The organism is Pseudomonas sp. RP-B7 (assembly GCF_059803535.1).
This window is the reverse complement of the sequence record NZ_JAPFHC010000022.1, coordinates 1-20,053: the sequence shown is the minus strand read 5'-3', so window position 1 is coordinate 20,053 and position 20,053 is coordinate 1. Positions and strand designations below refer to the sequence as shown.

Sequence of the window (20,053 nt, the reverse complement as noted above, 5' to 3'; positions counted from 1 at the left end):
GATTACCCGTAAAAAGGGCGCGCGAATCATAGCAGGATGGGGTGGTGACGAACAGCGGGAAGGCTGCAGGATTGGGATGGAGAGACCAATGGAGGTCAAATGTGGGAGCTGGCTTGCCTGCGATAGCGGTATGCCAGCTCCCATAGGGTTATGTATTGGCCTTTGGAACTAGCCAGCCTTGGTAGCCGCTTCGTCCTTGATTTCGGCGAAGTCTTCTTCGCGCAACTCAGGCAGCTCCTTCGCACAGTAAGGACTCCCCAGATCCTTCAACGCACCGCACATACCCTCCAGCTTGCCGTCCACCGCTTGCAGATGATCGAGCAACTGGCCGATGGCACGCGCCACCGGGTCAGGCATATCTTCGCTGACGCCATAGGCATCGAAGCCGATCTTCTCGGCCATGGCCTTGCGCTTGGCTTCCTGCTCGTCGCCGACTTCGGGCTTGACGATAATGCGCCCGGGAATGCCGACAACGGTGGCGCCAGGCGGCACGGCCTTGGTCACGACGGCGTTGGACCCGACCTTCGCGCCGGCACCAACGGTAAACGGGCCGAGCACCTTGGCGCCCGCTCCAACCACCACACCATTCTCCAGGGTCGGATGGCGCTTGCCCTTGTTCCAGCTGGTGCCGCCAAGGGTCACACCCTGGTAGAGCGTCACGTCGTCGCCGATTTCTGCGGTCTCGCCGATAACGATGCCCATGCCATGGTCGATAAAGAAGCGACGCCCCACCTTGGCCCCCGGATGAATCTCGATCCCGGTCATCCAGCGCCCGAAGTTCGACACCAGCCGCGCCAGCCATTTCCAGCCCATGCCCCACAACGCGCTGGACAAGCGGTGAATCCAGATAGCGTGCATGCCCGGGTAGCAGGTCAGCACTTCAAAGGCGTTGCGCGCCGCCGGGTCCCGGTGGAAAACACTTTGGATATCTTCTCGCAAACGCTCGAACATTTTTTAATCCTTCCGCTTTAGAAGCTCACCACGGGCCGCTTTCTGGGTTTCCGTGAGGATGCCACGCAATATATTCATTTCCGCCCGGCTGACCGAGCTGCGTCCGTACAAGCGACGCAGGCGCGCCATCAAGTGCCGTGGTTTTTCAGGATCGAGGAACTCGATGTCCACCAGGGTTTGCTCCAGGTGCTCATAGAACCGCTCCAGCTCGTCCATGGTGGCCAGCTCGCCACTTTTGGTCGAAGCGACTTCTTCCTTTTCCACTTTGCTCGGCTGGCCAGCAGCGGCCAGCCAGGCCATGCGCACTTCGTAAGTCAACACCTGCACCGCCGCCCCAAGGTTCAAGGAACTGAACTCGGGATCTGATGGAATGTGTACGTGGTAATGACATCGCTGCAGCTCGTCATTGGTCAGGCCGGAATCTTCACGACCGAATACCAGGGCGATTTCGGCGCCACCAGCGGCCTCCTCCACCACTTTGGTTCCGCATTCGCGCGGATCCAGCAACGGCCAGGGGATGCGGCGGTCGCGGGCGCTGGTGCCGAGCACCAGGTTGCAGCCGACCAAGGCGTCTTCCAGCGTGGCGACCACCTGTGCATTTGCAAGGATGTCATTGGCGCCCGAAGCGCGGGCATCGGCCTCGTGGTGCGGGAACACGCGCGGCTCGACCAGCACCAGGCGCGTCAGCCCCATGTTTTTCATGGCTCGCGCCACCCCGCCGATATTGCCGGGATGACTGGTATTGACCAAGACGACACGAATGTTTTGCAGCAAGGGAGGCGCTCTCGGACACAGGAAAGGGGAGCAAATCTTACAGAACCGCCTAAGGTTATGCCATGAAAGCGAACGTCGTCCTTCACCTGAAGAAAGTTTCTGCTAGAATGCCCGGCTTTCTTTAACAACCTTAGGTGACACATCCATGCAGCCCATGCTGAATATCGCGCTGCGCGCCGCCCGCAGCGCCAGTGAATTGATCTTCCGCTCCATCGAGCGCCTGGATACCATCAAGGTCGACGAAAAAGACGCCAAGGATTACGTATCCGAGGTGGATCGCGCCGCCGAACAGAAAATCATCGACGCGCTGCGCAAGGCTTACCCTACCCACGGCATCCTCGGTGAAGAAACCGGTTTGCACAAAGGTAGCGGCGAAGGCGAAGACTACCTGTGGATCATCGACCCACTGGATGGCACCACCAACTTCCTGCGCGGCATTCCACACTTTGCCGTGAGCATCGCGTGCAAATACCGTGGCCGCCTGGAACACGCAGTCGTACTGGACCCGGTCCGTCAGGAAGAATTCACCGCCAGCCGTGGCCGTGGCGCCCAACTCAATGGCCGTCGCCTGCGGGTCAGCGGCCGCACCAGCCTGGACGGCGCCCTGCTGGGTACCGGCTTCCCGTTCCGTGACGATCAGATGGACAACCTGGAAAACTACCTGGGCATGTTCCGCGCCCTGGTTGGCCAGACCGCCGGCATCCGCCGCGCTGGCGCAGCGAGCCTGGACCTGGCCTACGTGGCCGCCGGCCGGTTTGATGCGTTCTGGGAGTCGGGCCTGTCCGAGTGGGACATGGCTGCAGGCGCCCTGCTGATCCAGGAAGCAGGCGGCTTGGTGAGTGACTTCACTGGCGGTCACGACTTCCTTGAGAAAGGTCACGTGGTTGCGGGTAACACCAAATGCTTCAAGGCAGTATTGACGGCAATCCAGCCGCACCTGCCAGCTTCGCTGAAGCGCTAAGCGAGCGAGCACAAAAAAGCACCCTTCGGGGTGCTTTTTTTTGCCTGGGATTGCGGTAATGCTGTATTTCCTGCCACAACACATACTCAATGTGGGAGCGGGCAAGCCCGCTCCCACATTTTGAACTGCACCAGGCTTATGGGTTACTGCTGATTCTGGCCGAGGATCAGACGCCCTTCTTTATCCACAGGAATCTGGCCACCCGGATCGCGATCCATACGCACGGTGCCTTCCTTGCCATCCAGGTTGTAACGCACGTCGTAACCGACCACTTTGTCGCTAATGTCATTGACGGTGTTACAGCGGGTTTGCGTGGTGGTGTAGGTATCGCGGTTCTGCATGCCTTCCTGAACCTTGTTACCGGCATAACCGCCACCGACCGCGCCGGCCACGGTGGCCAGCTTTTTACCGTTACCGCCGCCGACCTGGTTGCCCAACAGACCACCGGCCAGCGCACCGACCACGGTGCCGACTATTTGATGTTGATCCTGTACCGGCTTCTGCCGGGTCACAGCGACGTCCTTGCAGACCTCGCGTGGTGTCTTGATCTGGGTTTTCACCGGCTGCACCGCCAGCACTTGCGCATACTCAGGGCCGCTTTTTACCAGGCTATAGGTGGCAAAAGCACCCCCGGCAGTCACACCGACAGCACCCAATACCGCACCAACCAGCAACGACTTGTTCACATGAACCTCCTGACCATCACAAACGGACGGAAACGTCCGCGCTATACCCAGCCTTGGAGCAAAAAAAAAGGCACGAGTTCAATACTCGTGCCTTTCTTGTCACAGCGGATCAACAACGGCCTATCAAGGGCGGTCGTCGACCTCCTTGCCAGTGCTGGCCGGAGGGATCAGGTCTTCGCTGTTGAGGTTCAGCCAGATCAGCACCACGTTGGCGATGTAGATCGACGAGTAGGTACCCGCCAGAACGCCGATGAACAGCGCCAGGGAGAAGCCCCACAGGTTATCGCCACCGAAGATCATCAGCGCGGCAATCGCCAGCAAGGTGGAGATCGATGTCGCCATGGTCCGCAGCAGAGTCTGGGTGGTGGAGATGTTGATGTTCTCGATCAACGACGCCTTGCGCAGTACGCGGAAGTTCTCACGAACCCGGTCGAATACCACGATGGTGTCGTTGAGGGAGTAACCAATGATCGCCAGCACGGCTGCCAGTACGGTCAGGTCGAAGGTAACCTGGAAGTACGCCAGGATACCCACAGTCACGATCACGTCGTGGATCAGCGACACGATCGCGCCGACGCCAAACTTCCACTGAAAGCGGAACGCCAGGTAGATCATGATGCCGACCAGCGCCATCAGCATGCCGAGGCCGCCCTGGTCGCGCAGTTCTTCACCCACCTGCGGGCCGACGAACTCGACACGCTTGACCGACGCCGGGTTGTCGCCGCCGACCTTCTGCAAGGCCTCGGCTACCTGGTGACCCAGTTGCGGGTCTTCGCCCGGCATACGCACCAGCAGGTCGGTGGTTGCACCGAAGCTCTGCACGATGGCTTCGTGATAGCCGGCCTTGACCAGCTCGTTGCGCACCAGGGTGACGTCGGCGGGCTTCTCGTAGGTCAGCTCGATGAGCGTACCGCCGGTGAAGTCCAGACCGTAGTTCAAGCCCTTATGGAACCAGCTGAACAACGCCAGAACGGTAAGGAGCACAGTGACGCCGAACGCAACGTTGCGAACGCCCATGAAGTTGATTGTACGTAACATGGCAGCCCCTTAAATCCACAACTTCTTGAAGTCACGCCCGCCAAAGATCAGGTTGACCATTGCGCGGGTCACCATGATGGCCGTGAACATCGAGGTAAAGATACCGAGGGACATGGTCACCGCAAAACCTTTGACCGGGCCAGTGCCCATGGCAAAGAGAATCCCGCCGACCAGCAAGGTGGTCAGGTTGGAGTCGAGAATCGCGGTAAATGCCCGGCCGAAGCCTTCGTTGATTGCACGCTGTACGGTCATGCCGGCGGCGATCTCTTCACGGATCCGCGAGAAGATCAGCACGTTGGCGTCTACCGCCATCCCCATGGTGAGTACGATACCGGCGATACCTGGCAGGGTCAGTGTAGCGCCCAGCAGCGACATCAGAGCCAGCAGCATCACCATGTTGCCCGCCAGGGCCACGGTGGCGATGATGCCGAAGAAGCGATAGATGGCGATGATGAACAGCGACACGAACAGCATGCCCCACAAGGCCGCATCGATACCCTTGGTGATGTTGTCGGCACCCAGGCTCGGGCCAATGGTGCGCTCTTCAGCGAAGTACATCGGCGCCGCCAGGCCGCCGGCACGCAGCAACAGCGCCAGTTCGGACGACTCGCCCTGACCGTTCAGGCCAGTGATGCGGAATTGAGCACCCAGCGGCGACTGGATGGTCGCCAGGCTGATGATCTTCTTCTCTTCCTTGAAGGACTGTACCGGCACATCTTTCTCTACACCGTCGACCACTTGCTTGGTGTAGGTGGTGACCGGACGCTGCTCGATGAAGATGACCGCCATGCTGCGACCGACGTTGCTGCGCGTGGCGCGGCTCATCAGTTCACCACCGTGGCCATCCAGGCGGATGTTCACTTCAGGCGTGCCGTGCTCGCCGAAACCGGCTTTGGCGTCGGTCACCTGGTCACCGGTGATGATCAGGCTACGCTCGATCAGTGCAGGCGGGCGGTTGCCTTCGCGGAACTCGAATTCCTCGGAGGTGGCCTTGGAAGCTCCCGGCTCAGCGGCCAGGCGGAATTCCAGGTTGGCGGTTTTACCCAGGATACGCTTGGCTTCAGCAGTGTCCTGTACGCCCGGCAATTCAACCACGATGCGGTTGGCACCCTGGCGCTGAACGATCGGCTCGGCCACACCCAGTTCGTTGACGCGGTTACGTACCGTGGTCAAGTTCTGCTTGATGGAGTATTCGCGGATTTCCGCCAGCTTGGCCGGGGTCATCGCCAGACGCAGTACAGGTTGACCGTTCAGGTCGGCCGGTACGATGTCGAAATCGGTGAAGTTCTTGCGTACCAGTGCACGGGCCTGTTCGCGGGAAGCCTCGTCAGAGAAGCCCAGCTGGATGGCACCGTTGAGCTGCGGCAGGCTGCGATAACGCAATTTCTCTTTGCGCAGCAGGCTCTTCACATCGCCCTCATAGACTTTCAGGCGTGCGTCGAGGGCCTTGTCCATGTCGACTTCCAGCAGGAAGTGCACACCACCGGACAAGTCCAGACCCAGCTTCATCGGGTGCGCGCCAATGCTGCGCAGCCATTTTGGCGTGGTCTGTGCCAGGTTGAGCGCGACAACGTAGTCGTCACCCATGACCTTGCGCACGACATCTTTGGCCGGCAATTGGTCTTCTTGCTTGGTCAGGCGCAACAAGCCGCCCTTCGCATCAGCTGCCAACGTTGCCGCCTTGACCTGGATACCTGCGTCAGTGAGCGCTTTGCTCGCGCGTTCCAGATCAGCCTGATTGACCTGCAGCGAAGTGCTGGCGCCAGTGATCTGGATCGCAGGGTCATCAGGGTAGAGATTGGGAGCGGAATAAATAAAACCGATCGCCAGCACCGCCAGGATCAGTACGTATTTCCACAGAGGGTATTTGTTCAGCATCACGCCGCCCGCTTATGACGCGGGGCGCCTTGCGCGCCCCGTCGATTGGTAAAGGTTGTTACTTAGATCGCTTTGAGCGTGCCTTTTGGCAGCGTGGCGGCGATGGCGCCCTTCTGGAACTTCATTTCCACAGTGTCGGAAACTTCCAGTACCACGAAAGCATCGGAAACCTTGGTGATCTTGCCGGCGATGCCGCCAGTGGTCACGACTTCGTCACCTTTCTGCAGGCTGCCCAGCAGGTTTTTCTGCTCTTTGGCGCGCTTGGCCTGTGGGCGCCAGATCATCAGGTAGAAGATGACCAGGAAGCCGACCAGGAAAATCCACTCGAAACCACCGCCCATAGGACCGGCAGCGGCAGGCGCAGCGGCATCAGCCATGGCGTTAGAGATAAAAAAGCTCATTTAGCACTCCAGTTGCAAATAGTGAATCTTAGGGTCGGAAAACTCAGTCCAAGGGCGGCACAGGAAGCCCGCGCTTGGCATAGAAGGCATCGACGAAGGCGGCCAATGTACCCTGTTGAATAGCCTCGCGCAAACCAGCCATCAGGACTTGGTAGTGACGCAAATTGTGGATGGTATTCAACATGCTACCCAGCATTTCCCCACACTTGTCCAGATGGTGCAGATAAGCACGGGAGAAGTTCTGGCAGGTGTAGCAATCACAGGTGGGATCCAGCGGCGAATCATCATGGCGATGGAACGCGTTACGGATCTTCAGCACGCCTGTATCGATGAACAGATGCCCATTGCGGGCATTACGGGTTGGCATCACGCAATCGAACATGTCCACACCGCGGCGCACACCCTCTACGAGATCTTCCGGTTTGCCAACGCCCATAAGGTAACGAGGTTTGTCAGCAGGCATCAGGCCCGGCAGATAATCCAGCACCTTGATCATCTCGTGCTTGGGCTCGCCAACCGACAAGCCGCCGATGGCCAGGCCGTCAAAGCCGATCTTGTCGAGGCCTTCCAGCGAGCGTTTGCGCAGGCTTTCGTGCATGCCCCCCTGGACGATGCCGAACAGCGCCGCGGTGTTGTCACCATGTGCGTTCTTCGAGCGCTGGGCCCAACGCAGGGACAGCTCCATGGAGATCCGCGCGACGTCCTCATCGGCCGGGTACGGTGTGCACTCGTCGAAAATCATCACGATGTCGGAGCCCAGGTCGCGCTGCACCTGCATCGACTCCTCCGGGCCCATGAACACTTTGGAACCGTCTACCGGCGAGGCGAAGGTCACACCCTCTTCCTTGATCTTGCGCATGGCCCCCAGGCTGAACACCTGGAAACCACCGGAGTCGGTGAGGATCGGGCCTTGCCACTTCATGAAGTCGTGCAGGTCGCCATGCTTCTTGATCACTTCCGTGCCCGGACGCAACCACAGGTGGAAAGTGTTGCCGAGGATGATCTCGGCGCCGGTGGCGACGATGTCGCGCGGCAACATGCCCTTGACGGTGCCATAGGTGCCGACCGGCATAAACGCCGGGGTCTCCACGGTGCCGCGCGGGAAAGTCAGGCGACCGCGACGGGCTTTGCCGTCGGTAGCGAGCAATTCAAACGACATACGACTCATAGTTGTTCCTCTGGGCCGCGTGGCGCCGGGTTGCGGGTGATAAACATCGCATCACCGTAGCTGAAAAAACGGTACTCGTTGGCGATGGCGGCCTGGTAAGCGGCCATGGTTTCCGGGTAGCCGGCAAATGCCGAGACCAGCATCAACAGCGTGGATTCGGGCAGATGGAAATTGGTGACCAGGCAATCGACCACATGGAACGGTCGGCCCGGGAAGATAAAGATGTCGGTGTCGCCGCTGAACGGCTTGAGCACGCCATCACGTGCCGCGCTTTCCAGGGAGCGCACGCTGGTGGTGCCTACCGCGACCACTCGCCCGCCACGCGCCCTGCAGGCGGCCACAGCGTCGACAACTTCCTGGCTGACTTCCAGCCACTCGCTGTGCATGTGGTGGTCTTCGATGTTATCCACACGCACCGGCTGAAACGTGCCGGCCCCCACGTGCAGGGTCACATAGGCGGTCTCGACGCCCTTGGCGGCAATCGCATCCAGCAGTGGCTGGTCGAAATGCAGCCCGGCGGTCGGCGCGGCAACGGCACCCAGGCGCTGCGAGTAGACGGTCTGGTACCGCTCGCGGTCCGAGTCTTCGTCGGGGCGATCGATATAGGGTGGCAACGGCATATGGCCGACACGCTCCAGCAGAGGCAACACCTCTTCTGCGAACTTGAGTTCGAACAGTGCGTCATGGCGCGCCACCATCTCGGCTTCGCCACCACCATCGATCAAGATGGAGGAGCCCGGTTTCGGCGACTTGCTGGAGCGCACATGGGCCAGCACACGATGGCTGTCCAGTACGCGCTCTACCAGGATTTCCAGCTTGCCGCCGGAAGCTTTCTGGCCAAACAGCCGCGCCGGAATCACCCGGGTATTGTTGAACACCATCAGATCGCCTGGGCGCAATTGCTCCAGCAAATCAGTGAATTGACGGTGTGCGAGGGCACCGCTGGGCCCGTCCAGGGTCAGCAGTCGACTGGCGCGACGCTCGGCCAAAGGATGGCGAGCGATCAGCGAATCAGGAAGCTCAAAAGTAAAGTCAGCAACGCGCATGATGGAGTTCGTCTAGCAGGGCCGGGAAGTCTAGCGGAAATAGTGAAAATTGACCATGAAAGGTGATTGACCAACGGTAATCTCATCTCTATACTTCGCCGCCATTGAGCCCTGATGGCGGAATTGGTAGACGCGGCGGATTCAAAATCCGTTTTCGAAAGGAGTGGGAGTTCGAGTCTCCCTCGGGGCACCATTTGCAGTACATAGACGACTACCACCGTCTACGTAACACCCCTAGAGCCCGCTAACTGCGGGCTTTTTGGTCTCTGGGGTTCCACCCCCTTCTCTTGCAAGCCAGCCTCTTTTTGGTACATTTTCTGTACATATTCCAGTTCGAGAACCGGAGGTGTACAGCGATGCCATTGACCGTCTTGCAAATCAAAGCGTCCAAGCCTGCCGACAGACCGTTCACGTTGAGTGATAGTTCGGGTCTTGCCTTGCTGGTGAAACCCAACGGCAGCAAGTATTGGCACTTCCGGTACACCTATCAGGGGCGGGCGGCGCGCATGTCACTGGGCGTGTATCCGCATATCTCCTTACAGGAAGCCCGTGAACGAGCTGCAGAATGCCGCAACCTACTCAAGCAAGGCACCAACCCCGGCGCCAAACGCCGCGATGACAAACTGCGACAGCAGGAGGCCGGGCTCAACACCTTCAGGCGAGCCGCGGAGTACTGGTACCAATTCAAATCGGACTCCGGCCGCAGCAGCGCGACGCTGAAGAAGATCCGCGACTATCTCGATAAGGATCTACTGCCCGCTCTCGGCGAGAAGCAACTGGAGCTCATCACGCGAAGCGACTGCGCAAAACTGCAGGCCTGCATCGAAAAACGAGGCGCCTTCAATGTTGCGGACAAGACCCGGACCTGGCTGAAACAGATTTTCAGTCAAGCGATTGCACGCGGCCTGTGCGAACACAATCCAGCCTCCGAACTCCATGCCATTGCGATAGCCCCACCGCCCACTCAACACTACCCACATCTGCACGAACACGAACTACCTGAGTTTCTCCGGGCCTTAAGCAAGACCACCAGCCGGCTACCAGCGAGGATTGCATCATGGATGACAATTCTGACGGCGAGCCGCCCTGGCATGGTTCGCTACGCAAAATGGGAGGAAATCGATTTTGAGGAAGGGATATGGACCATCCCGGCCGCCCGCATGAAGATGCGCAGAGACTACGTCAGCCCTCTACCTCATCAATTGATCGCCATGCTTACCAAACTGAACCAAAGCACTGGCCGCAGTCGGTATCTATTCCCAGGCAATGGTGAAAAGCAGCCAGTCATCAGTGAAAACACGATCAACCTGGTGTTCGCCAAGATCGGCTATAAAGGACGACTCGTCAGCCATGGCACTCGTCATACCGCAAGCACGCTGCTGCGCGAACATGGCTGGCTGAAGGACCATGTCGAAAGCCAGCTGGCTCACGTCGAGGGCGGCATCTCTGGCGAGTACAATCAAGCCCTATACCTGCCGCAACGTCGGATCATGATGCAGTGGTATGCAGACTATCTCGACGCCCTCAAAGAAGGCATTACAGCCAACCTTCGCGATCAATTTGATACTCGCGTTAATCAGTTCCTCGCACGCCCTCCTGCACCGCCTCTAACAGCATCCCATGCACACAAAGATGATCACCTCCAAAAGTTGCCTATCGAGACAGACTCAACGGCGACTCAGTGATCACGTGACGCCTAACCAATTCGACCCGGTCGACGACAACATCATCGCCTTGCAAAACTACCGAGGCGCATTCCAACACTGGTAAGTCGGTGAGATCTCACAGCCCAGCCTTCCACGCGGGTCCATCCAAGCAGGGCTGCAAAGCCGCCCTGCTTGGATGGACCTCACTTAAAAAACCTAAAGCCCATACAGCTATCTGTGGAAAACCACTGATTTCCACCGGTGGATAATTTCATCCACCGCCGCAGAACTTCCCAAAACTCGAGACTTGACCCGAATTATCCACAGGCGTAGAAAAGATCGGGCAAAGCGCTGTCGTTGACAGCAACCCAGGTAGCCAGAACCTTTAAGGCTACGCCACACCGTGGTGGTTCTCCCAAAGTGCGATTAGCGTCCGGCGGTTCGCACGGTCACAGGGATGTGATGGATGCCTACTTTTACCAGCGTGCCCACTGCGGCAACTCATTCCCTTTCATAGCTGCCCTGCAGCAACCTATCCGCTTGGCCATTTCATTGCGCCAACCTGCGCCCGTCTCTTTCTCCCGGAAAGAGACGGGCGCTCCTACCGCTACTGCAACCCAACTCGTACAAGGCATTGCGGCATTTCCCCACGTGACAATCGGCATGACAAACACCGAAGTCACCAGCAACAGCGATGCAGATGATGGTGCTGCAGCCCACGGGATTGACTGCACCTGACTGACAGTCAGGCATGCCCCGGTCATCGCTTCACTGCCTTCACCTGACTCAGGATCTCGCGGCACTGGTCTCGTCAGCCAGTGCAGCCTCCACCCGCCCACCGGTAACGGTGTTCAGGAGGCCAGATCATGAGATGCCCAAGCTCCCGGTCGTAAAGAGCCGCCAGTCCCGCGTTAGTGGACAACCCTCACAGGTCGCAGGGGCCTTGATCCCTGATAACACTCAACATTCTTGGCGGGATGACGTGGGGAAAAGCTTCAACGTTTTGACTTCGAGAGGAGTTTGATCATGGCGTTGGTCGGTAAACGGGACGAGCGCAATTTTGGCTATGGCCGGCAATTGAGCTACGCCGGGCCGCAGGCGTTGAAAGACATGTTCGGCGGTGGGCATTACGGCACGGTAAAGGCGCACAGTGATCGCTGGCAGGCGTTTGTACGCTGGTGTCGGTCGGAGGATGGACCAGGGTTTAACGATGCGCGACAAATTGATCGGCAGACCTTGCTGGACTACGCCGGGTATCTGCGCCAGCAAGTTGAACAAGGTGAGCTCGCTATCGCGACTGCACAAAACCGATTATCCAGTGCGAATCGGACCATGGCCGCGCTGCGAGGTGATCAGTATGTGAAGGTGTCGAGTCCGAGCAAGGCTTTAGGACTGCAGCGCACAACCGTCCGCACAGCAGCCCCGCAAGGCCAGGATCGTGAACAGGTGAAGCGGATCGTCGAGGCGCTCTGCGAATACCAACTACCGCGCGCGGCTGCCATCGTGCAGCTGGCACGAGCCACAGGCATGCGCTTACGCGAGGCGATTTTGGCCGACCTTCCGCGCTTGAAGCATGAGGCCGAACAATACGGCAAGATCAACATCCAGGACGGTACCAAAGGTGGCCGTTCAGGCGCGTCAGCACCTCGCTGGATCGGGGAGGATGATCATATTCGGGACGCACTGAAGTTTGCCGAAAAGGTCTCGCCCGACGATAGCCGCAACCTGCTTGCACCGAACGAACGCTACCTCGATTTCTTGCAGGGAATCGTCGGCCCCGCACGGGACATCCTCCATAAGAACAACCTCAAAGGCTTCCATGAATTGCGGGCAGCCTATGCATGCGAACGTTACGAGCAAATCACCCATCATCCCGCGCCTATCAACGGTGGCCATTGCTATCAGCTCAACCGACACCTCGATCAGGAGGCCCGAGTACAAATCAACTATGAGCTGGGGCACGGCCGTATCGGCGTGGTATCGGCTTACATTGGTGGTCGAGCATGAACACGGCATTCGATATGGAGCTGTTCCTGGCGGGCGTCTTGACCGGATCACACACCACACGCCAACGCCACCTGCGTCAGGCGAAGACTATCCAAACAGCGATCGCTGAGCGCTGGCAATGCGACAATCCATGGACTTGGCAGAGAAAACACCTTGCATGGTTTTTGAATCACCATCTAAACCAGCGCACTGAATCGACGCGCTATTACTATTTGTTGACCATACAATTACTCACTCATCGTCTAGGAAAATCCTGGCAGCTCACCCACTAAGCGAAGGTCAGAAAACGGCCAGAAGCGGACGAAAAACTATTTCCGCTCCCCATTGCTTTAGTCGTCCTGATCGCGGTCACGACACCACCGGAGGAAGCCACTAAACGTAGTTGCGATAGGTGCTAATTCGCCCTTTAGAAGAAGGTCGAACTGACCGAACTCTACATCAAACACAGCTTGGGATGAGCGGTTGTAGAGCACGATGCCTTGCCCCACTACTCCGGTAAGAGCCAGATAACCAACTGGTACTCCAAGCTCGTTGATCGCGTAGGTAGTCACCTGCTCAACCTGATCGATTTCGATCAACTCATACCATCCCCGAACAGGCATTGCGCCGTGACGAAAATAAAGATCGGCTAGCTCAGTACCCTCGATTTCCAACGTGGTGACGTAAAACCAGACGTCAGCTTGGTGAGCTAGCAAATGTGCTCTATAGCCAGAGGAAGAGTTAGATTGGAGCCATTCTTCGATGTCGGAAGGGAGCATATGTTGAGGGCCAGGAGCGAAGTTTGTTCAGCAGGCTATTAGAGTATTTTTACCGTGCAAAGCTCTAGGTAAGCGCTGTCCGCTTCTGGCCGTTTTCTGTCCATCGCGAGAGGCAGAAAACGACCCATGACGGACGTTCAAGCAGATGTGATGCCAAATGATCGATGGAGTGCGCATTGCCTCTACGGGGTATTTCAAAACCTCAAAAAAAATGACCAAAAGCCCTGGGCATTGATTTCACGGCGACGCGTTGATTAGCCATCCTGACCGCTATCAGCAAAACGCACCGCGATAGCCTGGAATTGCTCATGGTTGGCCAGGAAAACCTCGCAGATTTCTGGATCGAAATGCGTAGCACATCCCTGGCGGATTATCTCCAGCGCCTGATCGTGTGACATGCCCTTCTTGTATACGCGTCGGCTAATCAGCGCGTCATAGACATCCGCCACCGCCATGAGCCTGGCGCTGATGGGGATGTCATCGGCACTCAGCCCGTCGGGATAACCGGTACCATCCCACTTTTCATGGTGGCTGTAGGCGATCTCCTTGGCAAGGCGCAGAAATGCCACCGAGGTGCCTAACTGCTCTTCGGCATTCCGGATGGCATCGCGTCCCAGTACCGTATGGGTCTTCATCGTCTCGAACTCTTCCGGCGTGAGGCGCCCCGGCTTGAGCAGTATGCCATCGGGTATGCCGATCTTGCCGATGTCATGCAGTGGAGCCGACTTGAACAGCAGGCGGATGCTCTCGTCATTGAGAAAATGCTGGAACCTCGGATGTTCGCGAAGCATCTCGGCCAGTAGTCTGACGTAGTGCTGAGTTCGTCGAATGTGGTTACCCGTCTCATTGTCGCGGGTTTCGGCCAGCGAGGTCATGGCCTGAATGGTCACATCCTGGATGGCGATGACCTCGGCGGTGCGGCGCTGAACTTCCTGCTCAAGGTAAGCCTTCTGATCACGCAAAAAGTCGGCGGCCGCCTTGACCTTCAATTGGGTTTCCACCCGTGCCAGCACGATGGGTGGATTGATCGGCTTGGTGATGTAGTCCACGGCGCCCATCTGCAAACCCAGGATCTCGTCTTCCATTGTCGCCATGGCGGTGATGAAGATGATCGGGATATCAGCGGTGCGCGGATCGCGCTTGAGCTGCTCTGCCACCTCATACCCCGACAGATCAGGCATCATGATGTCGAGCAGAATCAGATCCGGGCGAGGCTCCTGCACCGCTGCCTTCAGCGCGCGCTCACCGCTGATGGCCACCCGCGTGCGGTAGATGTCCTTCAGCAGGCCATTGATCAGCGTAATGTTCTCCGGCGTATCATCGACAATGAGGATGATCGGGCTAAGTGAGTAGTTTAGCGTTTCACTCATGATGCTCCCTCCAGCACGGGGTATCGCGGGCCGTCGATGCACGTTTGAGTGTTAGCCGTGCGGCCTCGAAGTCAAAGTTGTTCACCTCATTCAGCAACTGCTCGAAACTGTCCTGGCCGAGTGCTCCGCGCAACGAATCCGCATACTGCTCCATATAATCCGGCGCTGCTCCGTCATTGGCCTCCAGCAGGTGCATGAGCGCTATGGCATGCTGTGCCCAGTCGACGCTCGATACCACCGCCGGTGCTGCCTGGCCGCTACCCAGCGCTTGGCGGATCGCATGCACGGCCAGCGAGAGCGCTTCGATCAATTCATTCACTAATGCGTCCGACTCGGCGTGCGCCCTGATCGCGGTTTCCAGCTTACCGGCCATGACTTGCAGGCCGCTGAAGCCGAGGTTGCCTGCAACGCCTTTAACGGTATGGGCCATTCGCTCGGCCGTCGCCCGATCACCCGCGCGCAGCGCGTTCCCCAGCGCTTGCCCTTCCAAAGCCCTGCGGTCGGCAAATTGACCCAGCAGCTTGATGTATAGCTGGCGATTGCCAGCCACTCGCCTCAGTCCGTCGGCGCTATCTAGCCCTGGAATGTCCGGTAGGCGCTCCTCGCCCGATGCGACGCTGGACGGCTCCACTGCCGCCGACCGAGGTACGACCCAGCGCAGAACCGTGGCGATGAGTGCTTGCGGATCCACGGGCTTGGTCACATGGTCGACCATGCCCGCCTCGATGCAGCGCTCCCGGTCCTCGACCCTGGCATGTGCGGTCATAGCAATCACCGGGATCTGTGCGCAGTGAGGCTCGACGCGAATACGCCGGGTCGTCTCGAGACCATCCATCTGCGGCATCTGTACGTCCATCAGCACCGCGTCGTATTGCGCTGCAGCCAACATCGACAGCGCCTCGCAGCCGTTGCCGGCAACTTCCACCAGGGCACCGGCAGCCTCGAGAAGCTCCCTGGCAATCTGTTGGTTGATTTCGTTGTCCTCCGCGACGAGCAGGCGCACTCCGGCGAGCACCTGCGCCTGCGCAATGGGTACGGTTACCGCCACCACGCCCGTTTGCGGCGCGAATAAGTTGACCAGTACCTCTACCAGCGAGGACTGGTTGACCGGCTTGACCAGGAACGCGCGAATGCCGACCGCTTGCGCAGCGGCGTGCATTTCGTCATGCCCAAATGCACTGACCATGACGGCGTACAATGTAGGCTGCAGGCCAAGCGCCCGGCGCGTCGTCTCGATGCCATCCATCTCTGGCATCTGCCAATCCACCAATAGCACCCGGAACGGGTCGTCGGCCGCCGCAGCGCGAAGGGTCTGCAGAGCAGCCTCGCCTGACGCCACCGCGACCGGTGAAAGTCCCGCTACGCGAAGCATATCGGAAAGGATCTGGCGCGCGTCGGCATTGTCATCGACGACCAGGACCCGCGCTCCGGCGAGCTCCGAAGGGACAATCTGGCGCTGCGTACGCATGTGCTGGTCAAGACCAAGCCAGACGCTGAAAGAGAACGTGCTGCCGTTGCCCGGTTCGGAGTCCACCGCGATCGTTCCGCTCATCAGCTCGACGATGCGCTTCGAGATGGCAAGGCCCAGGCCGGTACCGCCGAATTGTCGCGTGGTGGAGCTATCGGCTTGGGCAAAGGCCTCAAAGAGTCGCCCGGCCTGCTCGGGAGTCATGCCGATACCGGTATCGCGTACACGAACCTGCAGTTGAACTTTGTCGCCGGTGCGGCCCAGGTTGCGAACCACGACCGTCACCTGCCCATGCTCGGTGAATTTCACTGCATTGCCTACCAGGTTCAGGATGACCTGGCCCAGGCGCAGCGGATCTCCAAGCAGCGTCCCGGGAACGTCCGACGCCCGGTCGAACAGCAGCTCAATACCCCTGTCGTAGGCCTTTTGCGCAATCAGCGAGGACACGTTGTCGAGCACCGCATCGATCTCAAACGGCACGGCCTCGACGCTGAGCTTTCCGGCCTCGATCTTGGAGAAGTCGAGGATGTCGTTGATGATGCCAAGCAGCGAAGTGCCCGCGTTGTGGATCTTCGAGACATAATCGCGCTGCCGCTGGTCCAGCGAAGTCTTCAGCGCAAGGTAGGACATGCCGATGATCGCATTCATGGGCGTGCGGATTTCGTGACTCATGTTTGCAAGGAAGTCGCTTTTTGCCCGCGTCGCCTCTTCAGCAATCTCCTTCGCCCGCTGTTGCACCTGCTCTACTGCCTTGCGCTCGGTGATGTCCTGCAGCCAGTGGAGCAGCCCTTGCTCCCCCTGGATCTGGATTGGCAGGTAGGTGACAAGTATGGTGCGTTCGCGCCCCTGCCGGTCACGCATCGGTACTTCCTGGTCCTTTGCGATGCCGTCGTCCGTGAGGCGTTCGACGATGGCTTCGCGATCATGCCCATTCGCGTAAATCTGCGAAGCAGCGTCACCGACGCCTACGCCGAACGTTTCACAAAAGCGGGGGTTGGCGAAGCGGATCACGCCCTGGGTAGAAAAGGCTATGTTGATTGGACTCGTATCGAGGATTGCCTGCAGCCGCGCGCGTTCTTCGCTAAGCGCCACTGCTGCCGCATGATGATCCGTGACATCGCGCACCCAACTGGCGACCAGGGTCTCACCGTGGATTGTCACGAATGATGCACCGACCAGAACCCAGAGAATTGATCCATTTTTGTGCAGCAGGCGGGTCTCGAAGTTTTCGACCTTGCCGTTTCGTGTCAGCAGTTCGAGGAAGCGTTCGCGCTCCTCAGGGTCGAAATACAGGCTCGTGGCGTTGCGCCCGAGCAGGTCCTCGCTGACATAACCGGTCGCCTGTGAAAAGCGTTGGCTTACTTCCCTGACAGCTCCGTTCCGATCTGCCAGCACCAGGCTGGCGGGGCTGGTATCCATGAGCGCGCGGGTGAAAGCCTCGCGCTCGGCTAGCTCTGCGGCAACGCGCTTGCGCTCGTCTACTTCCCGGTTGAGGCGTCGGTTCCAGGCCAGCATGGCGCCGAGCAACAGCAGGACCGCGACCAAGCTCGGTATCGCCCAGCTCATTACGGTTTTAATATCGAGGCCGTCCTCGTTGAGGGACTCCTCGAACAGCCGGTACTCCATGAGCGATACGCGATAGTACCGCCGCCAGCTCGCATCGAGCGGCGAATCAATGCGATTGCTGGACTGGAAGAACTGCTCCAGCGCTCGTGCGAGATCCGGCGCGTTGCGCGCAACACCCCACCCAACGCTGGTCGCTTCGCTGACCGGAAACGCAATGGAGAGACGTTCGGGATCTTCACGAGCCCAGCGCAGCGCGCTTTCACTACCCAACACCGTGAAATCCACCTTCGCATCGGCGACCAGTTTCACCGCCTGTTCGGTTGGCGCATACACTATTCTGACCGGCTGACTGGAGAGAGGACCGCGGTTGGCTTCATCGATCCACTGCTCGTAGCCCGTGCCCTTCTGCACTGCCGCCGTCAGACCGAGCAAATCAGACACCTCGTTGCCCAGGGACTGGTTGGAGCGATGGGCGATGACCAGGTTGCGGACCCGGTAGTAGGGCACGAGCAACATCTTCGTTTCGCGCCAAGGGACGATCTGCAAGTCATTTGGATAAAGATCACAGCTGCCGTCGGCGAGTAGCTTCGGGTCGTAGCTTGCCTCGCGTACGGTCTCGCCCCGATCGTCGTGAAACTGCGCATCGAAACTCGGCAGTTCCGTTACCTGTGGGCGTAAACCAAGTGATTGCGCGAACGCCTCCGCATTGGTCCGGTAGAAGGAAGCGCTTGAGCCAGCCACGCATATGCGCAGGACGCCACTTTCCCGAATCTGGGACAGCGTACGTGCTTCCACGCATGGCATGCTCAGCACCAACAAGCCTCCCAGCGCAAGCAACGCTCCCCAGCGCGGCTTTGTTTTCAAAATGCATCTACTGGTAGGTAATTGCTCACGATCCAACTCGACATATCCTTGTGAACGCCCTTGCAGAGCTTGTCCGTCTTCCTACACTGGTACGATAGGCTTTTGGAGTGTAGGCATACGCTACAGCAAGCGCCAGCAACAAAAACTGGGCCAGCTAGCGAATTTCCACTGGTGCTTACCGTTCGGAAAGTGAGTTTCCGGACGCTTACTCAGTACTCGTACACATAAGTTTCGCCAATGTCCGCTCCGGGTCGATTCTGTTGAAAAAGTCGGTTATCCAAAACTGCCTGGCCATTGCCTAGTGAGAACACCATTTTTGCAAGCTGCTGCGTGAAATCTGCGTCTGGAAACCTCTGCCAAAAGTAAAAATTTCAATCTCGGACGCGTACTTTTCTGCCGTGGAAACCATGGTCGACTTTTTCAACAGAATCGGTCGACTGCGGCCCTTCATGACTGGCAGCAGTCGACTGTGGATGCACCCTCCTCCCGGTGTCCTTCCGACCATGCGCAACTCCCTACCGAGGTCAGTAATCCTCCTGCTACGCTGAAAATTTCACGGAGGATTGCACAACGCCAAACTCAGACTTACTCCCTTCCCTGCTATTTAAGATCAACGAAAACCAGCTCGCCCTGGAGGCCGCCATCATGGAGCTTTCGAACTGGGTAGAGATGCGCGGATCGGCGGACGTCGCCGACAATGTTCGGGGCGCCCTAGACACGATCGATCGAAACGAGGAGTTCATCAAGATAACGCTTGCTGTGCTCATGACGCCCGACTAATCGCGAAAGTTCGCCATGTATCAGTTCGACATTTTTTGGCAGACCAGGGAGTCTATCCGTAACCAATTTTTTGTAGATATTATTCACAGCTCGTCGGAAATTGGATGGAGAAATCCAATCAGGCTTCCATCGACACCAGCCCTTATTGGAGGCTGGTAGGGTGTACACTTCACGGTACAACGTGGAAGTGTACACATGCAAAAAACTATATTAATTATACAGTTATGCTATTATTCGAGTCTCCCTCGGGGCACCATCTTAAAAAAAGACCTTGAAATTCAAGGTCTTTTTTTTCGCCTGCAGAAAAGCGCGGAACGCATCAAGCCTTCCTTTAGCAGGCGATCTATCGTGCCGAGCCCTCCCCAGGAGCGCCCAGACACCTCAAGGCAACACGACCCTTTCCCCTACCGCTCATCGCCACTTACGAGCCCCCAAGGACCCGCTGGAGAGCGCTTCGGAGTGCCGGGTAGATTGACTCCAGCAGCGACCGAAACGCACTCAAAAATCATAAACTTGCCCGGGACTGAAAACGTCGATGAAAGGACCAACCGGCCCTTACTGGGCTTTTTTCGCGCCCAAAACAAAACCCCATCTGCTTTCGCAAATGGGGTTTCGGAATTTAATCTTGACGATGACCTACTCTCACATGGGGAAACCCCACACTACCATCGGCGATGCATCGTTTCACTGC

General features: G+C 58.3%; 16 protein-coding genes and 1 tRNA gene. 6 read left to right on the top strand and 11 right to left on the bottom strand.

Annotated features, from left to right (window positions below; genetic code table 11):
* Positions 1-168: 168 nt before the first annotated feature.
* On the bottom strand, positions 169-951 hold the full coding sequence (gene cysE / locus OPU96_RS19345; RefSeq protein WP_226457737.1) for a serine O-acetyltransferase: 783 nt from the start codon (positions 949-951) through the stop codon (positions 169-171).
* Between the two features lie 3 nt (positions 952-954).
* Positions 955-1,725, bottom strand: coding sequence for a tRNA (cytosine(32)/uridine(32)-2'-O)-methyltransferase TrmJ (gene trmJ, locus OPU96_RS19340; protein WP_498559520.1), 771 nt, complete (start codon positions 1,723-1,725; stop codon positions 955-957).
* A gap of 145 nt (positions 1,726-1,870) precedes the next feature.
* On the opposite strand from trmJ, the gene suhB reads away from it, so the two are divergent.
* A complete protein-coding gene (gene suhB, locus OPU96_RS19335; protein ID WP_003175971.1) occupies positions 1,871-2,686 on the top strand; it encodes a type III secretion system regulator SuhB in 816 nt (271 codons plus the stop codon).
* A gap of 143 nt (positions 2,687-2,829) precedes the next feature.
* Here the strand turns inward: suhB and OPU96_RS19330 are convergent, their stop codons facing one another.
* The 6 genes from OPU96_RS19330 to queA form a co-directional block, all read right to left on the bottom strand.
* Positions 2,830-3,372, bottom strand: a complete 543-nt coding sequence (locus tag OPU96_RS19330) for a glycine zipper 2TM domain-containing protein (protein ID WP_192299573.1) — start codon at positions 3,370-3,372, stop codon at positions 2,830-2,832.
* 123 nt (positions 3,373-3,495) lie between these two features.
* Positions 3,496-4,410: a protein translocase subunit SecF gene (gene secF, locus OPU96_RS19325; protein WP_016977660.1), complete on the bottom strand. Its 915-nt coding sequence runs from the start codon at positions 4,408-4,410 to the stop codon at positions 3,496-3,498.
* A gap of 9 nt (positions 4,411-4,419) precedes the next feature.
* A complete protein-coding gene (gene secD / locus OPU96_RS19320) occupies positions 4,420-6,288 on the bottom strand; it encodes a protein translocase subunit SecD (RefSeq protein ID WP_305391486.1) in 1,869 nt (622 codons plus the stop codon).
* A 62-nt stretch (positions 6,289-6,350) separates the two neighbouring features.
* The gene (gene yajC / locus OPU96_RS19315) at positions 6,351-6,689 is read right to left on the bottom strand and encodes a preprotein translocase subunit YajC (protein WP_003175975.1); all 339 of its coding nucleotides are present in this window, start codon (positions 6,687-6,689) and stop codon (positions 6,351-6,353) included.
* 43 nt (positions 6,690-6,732) lie between these two features.
* Positions 6,733-7,848 (bottom strand): tRNA guanosine(34) transglycosylase Tgt, encoded by a 1,116-nt coding sequence (gene tgt / locus OPU96_RS19310; protein WP_003175976.1) that lies wholly within the window; start codon positions 7,846-7,848, stop codon positions 6,733-6,735.
* 5 nt (positions 7,849-7,853) lie between these two features.
* Positions 7,854-8,903, bottom strand: coding sequence for a tRNA preQ1(34) S-adenosylmethionine ribosyltransferase-isomerase QueA (gene queA, locus OPU96_RS19305; RefSeq protein ID WP_498559519.1), 1,050 nt, complete (start codon positions 8,901-8,903; stop codon positions 7,854-7,856).
* 108 nt (positions 8,904-9,011) lie between these two features.
* Between queA and OPU96_RS19300 the strand changes: the two genes are divergently transcribed.
* The 4 genes from OPU96_RS19300 to OPU96_RS19285 all read left to right on the top strand — a co-directional run bounded on the left by OPU96_RS19300 (position 9,012) and on the right by OPU96_RS19285 (position 12,828).
* Positions 9,012-9,096 (top strand) — tRNA-Leu (locus tag OPU96_RS19300).
* A 163-nt stretch (positions 9,097-9,259) separates the two neighbouring features.
* A complete protein-coding gene (locus OPU96_RS19295) occupies positions 9,260-10,588 on the top strand; it encodes a tyrosine-type recombinase/integrase (protein ID WP_068937302.1) in 1,329 nt (442 codons plus the stop codon).
* Between the two features lie 987 nt (positions 10,589-11,575).
* On the top strand, positions 11,576-12,556 hold the full coding sequence (locus OPU96_RS19290; protein WP_104911668.1) for an integrase domain-containing protein: 981 nt from the start codon (positions 11,576-11,578) through the stop codon (positions 12,554-12,556).
* Positions 12,553-12,828 (top strand): hypothetical protein, encoded by a 276-nt coding sequence (locus OPU96_RS19285; RefSeq protein WP_068937301.1) that lies wholly within the window; start codon positions 12,553-12,555, stop codon positions 12,826-12,828. The genes OPU96_RS19290 and OPU96_RS19285 overlap by 4 nt, the downstream gene beginning before the upstream one ends.
* Before the next feature lie 57 nt (positions 12,829-12,885).
* On the opposite strand, the gene OPU96_RS19280 is transcribed toward OPU96_RS19285, so the two are convergent.
* The 3 genes from OPU96_RS19280 to OPU96_RS19270 all read right to left on the bottom strand — a co-directional run bounded on the left by OPU96_RS19280 (position 12,886) and on the right by OPU96_RS19270 (position 18,618).
* Positions 12,886-13,314, bottom strand: coding sequence for a hypothetical protein (locus tag OPU96_RS19280; RefSeq protein ID WP_159937157.1), 429 nt, complete (start codon positions 13,312-13,314; stop codon positions 12,886-12,888).
* A gap of 254 nt (positions 13,315-13,568) precedes the next feature.
* Positions 13,569-14,684, bottom strand: coding sequence for an HD-GYP domain-containing protein (locus OPU96_RS19275; RefSeq protein ID WP_017530054.1), 1,116 nt, complete (start codon positions 14,682-14,684; stop codon positions 13,569-13,571).
* Entirely contained in the window at positions 14,677-18,618 is a 3,942-nt protein-coding gene (locus OPU96_RS19270; RefSeq protein WP_498559518.1) for a response regulator, read from the bottom strand. The genes OPU96_RS19275 and OPU96_RS19270 overlap by 8 nt, the downstream gene beginning before the upstream one ends.
* 561 nt (positions 18,619-19,179) lie before the next feature.
* Here OPU96_RS19270 and OPU96_RS19265 point away from each other — a divergent pair.
* Positions 19,180-19,362, top strand: coding sequence for a hypothetical protein (locus OPU96_RS19265; protein ID WP_026067433.1), 183 nt, complete (start codon positions 19,180-19,182; stop codon positions 19,360-19,362).
* Positions 19,363-20,053: the final 691 nt, after the last annotated feature.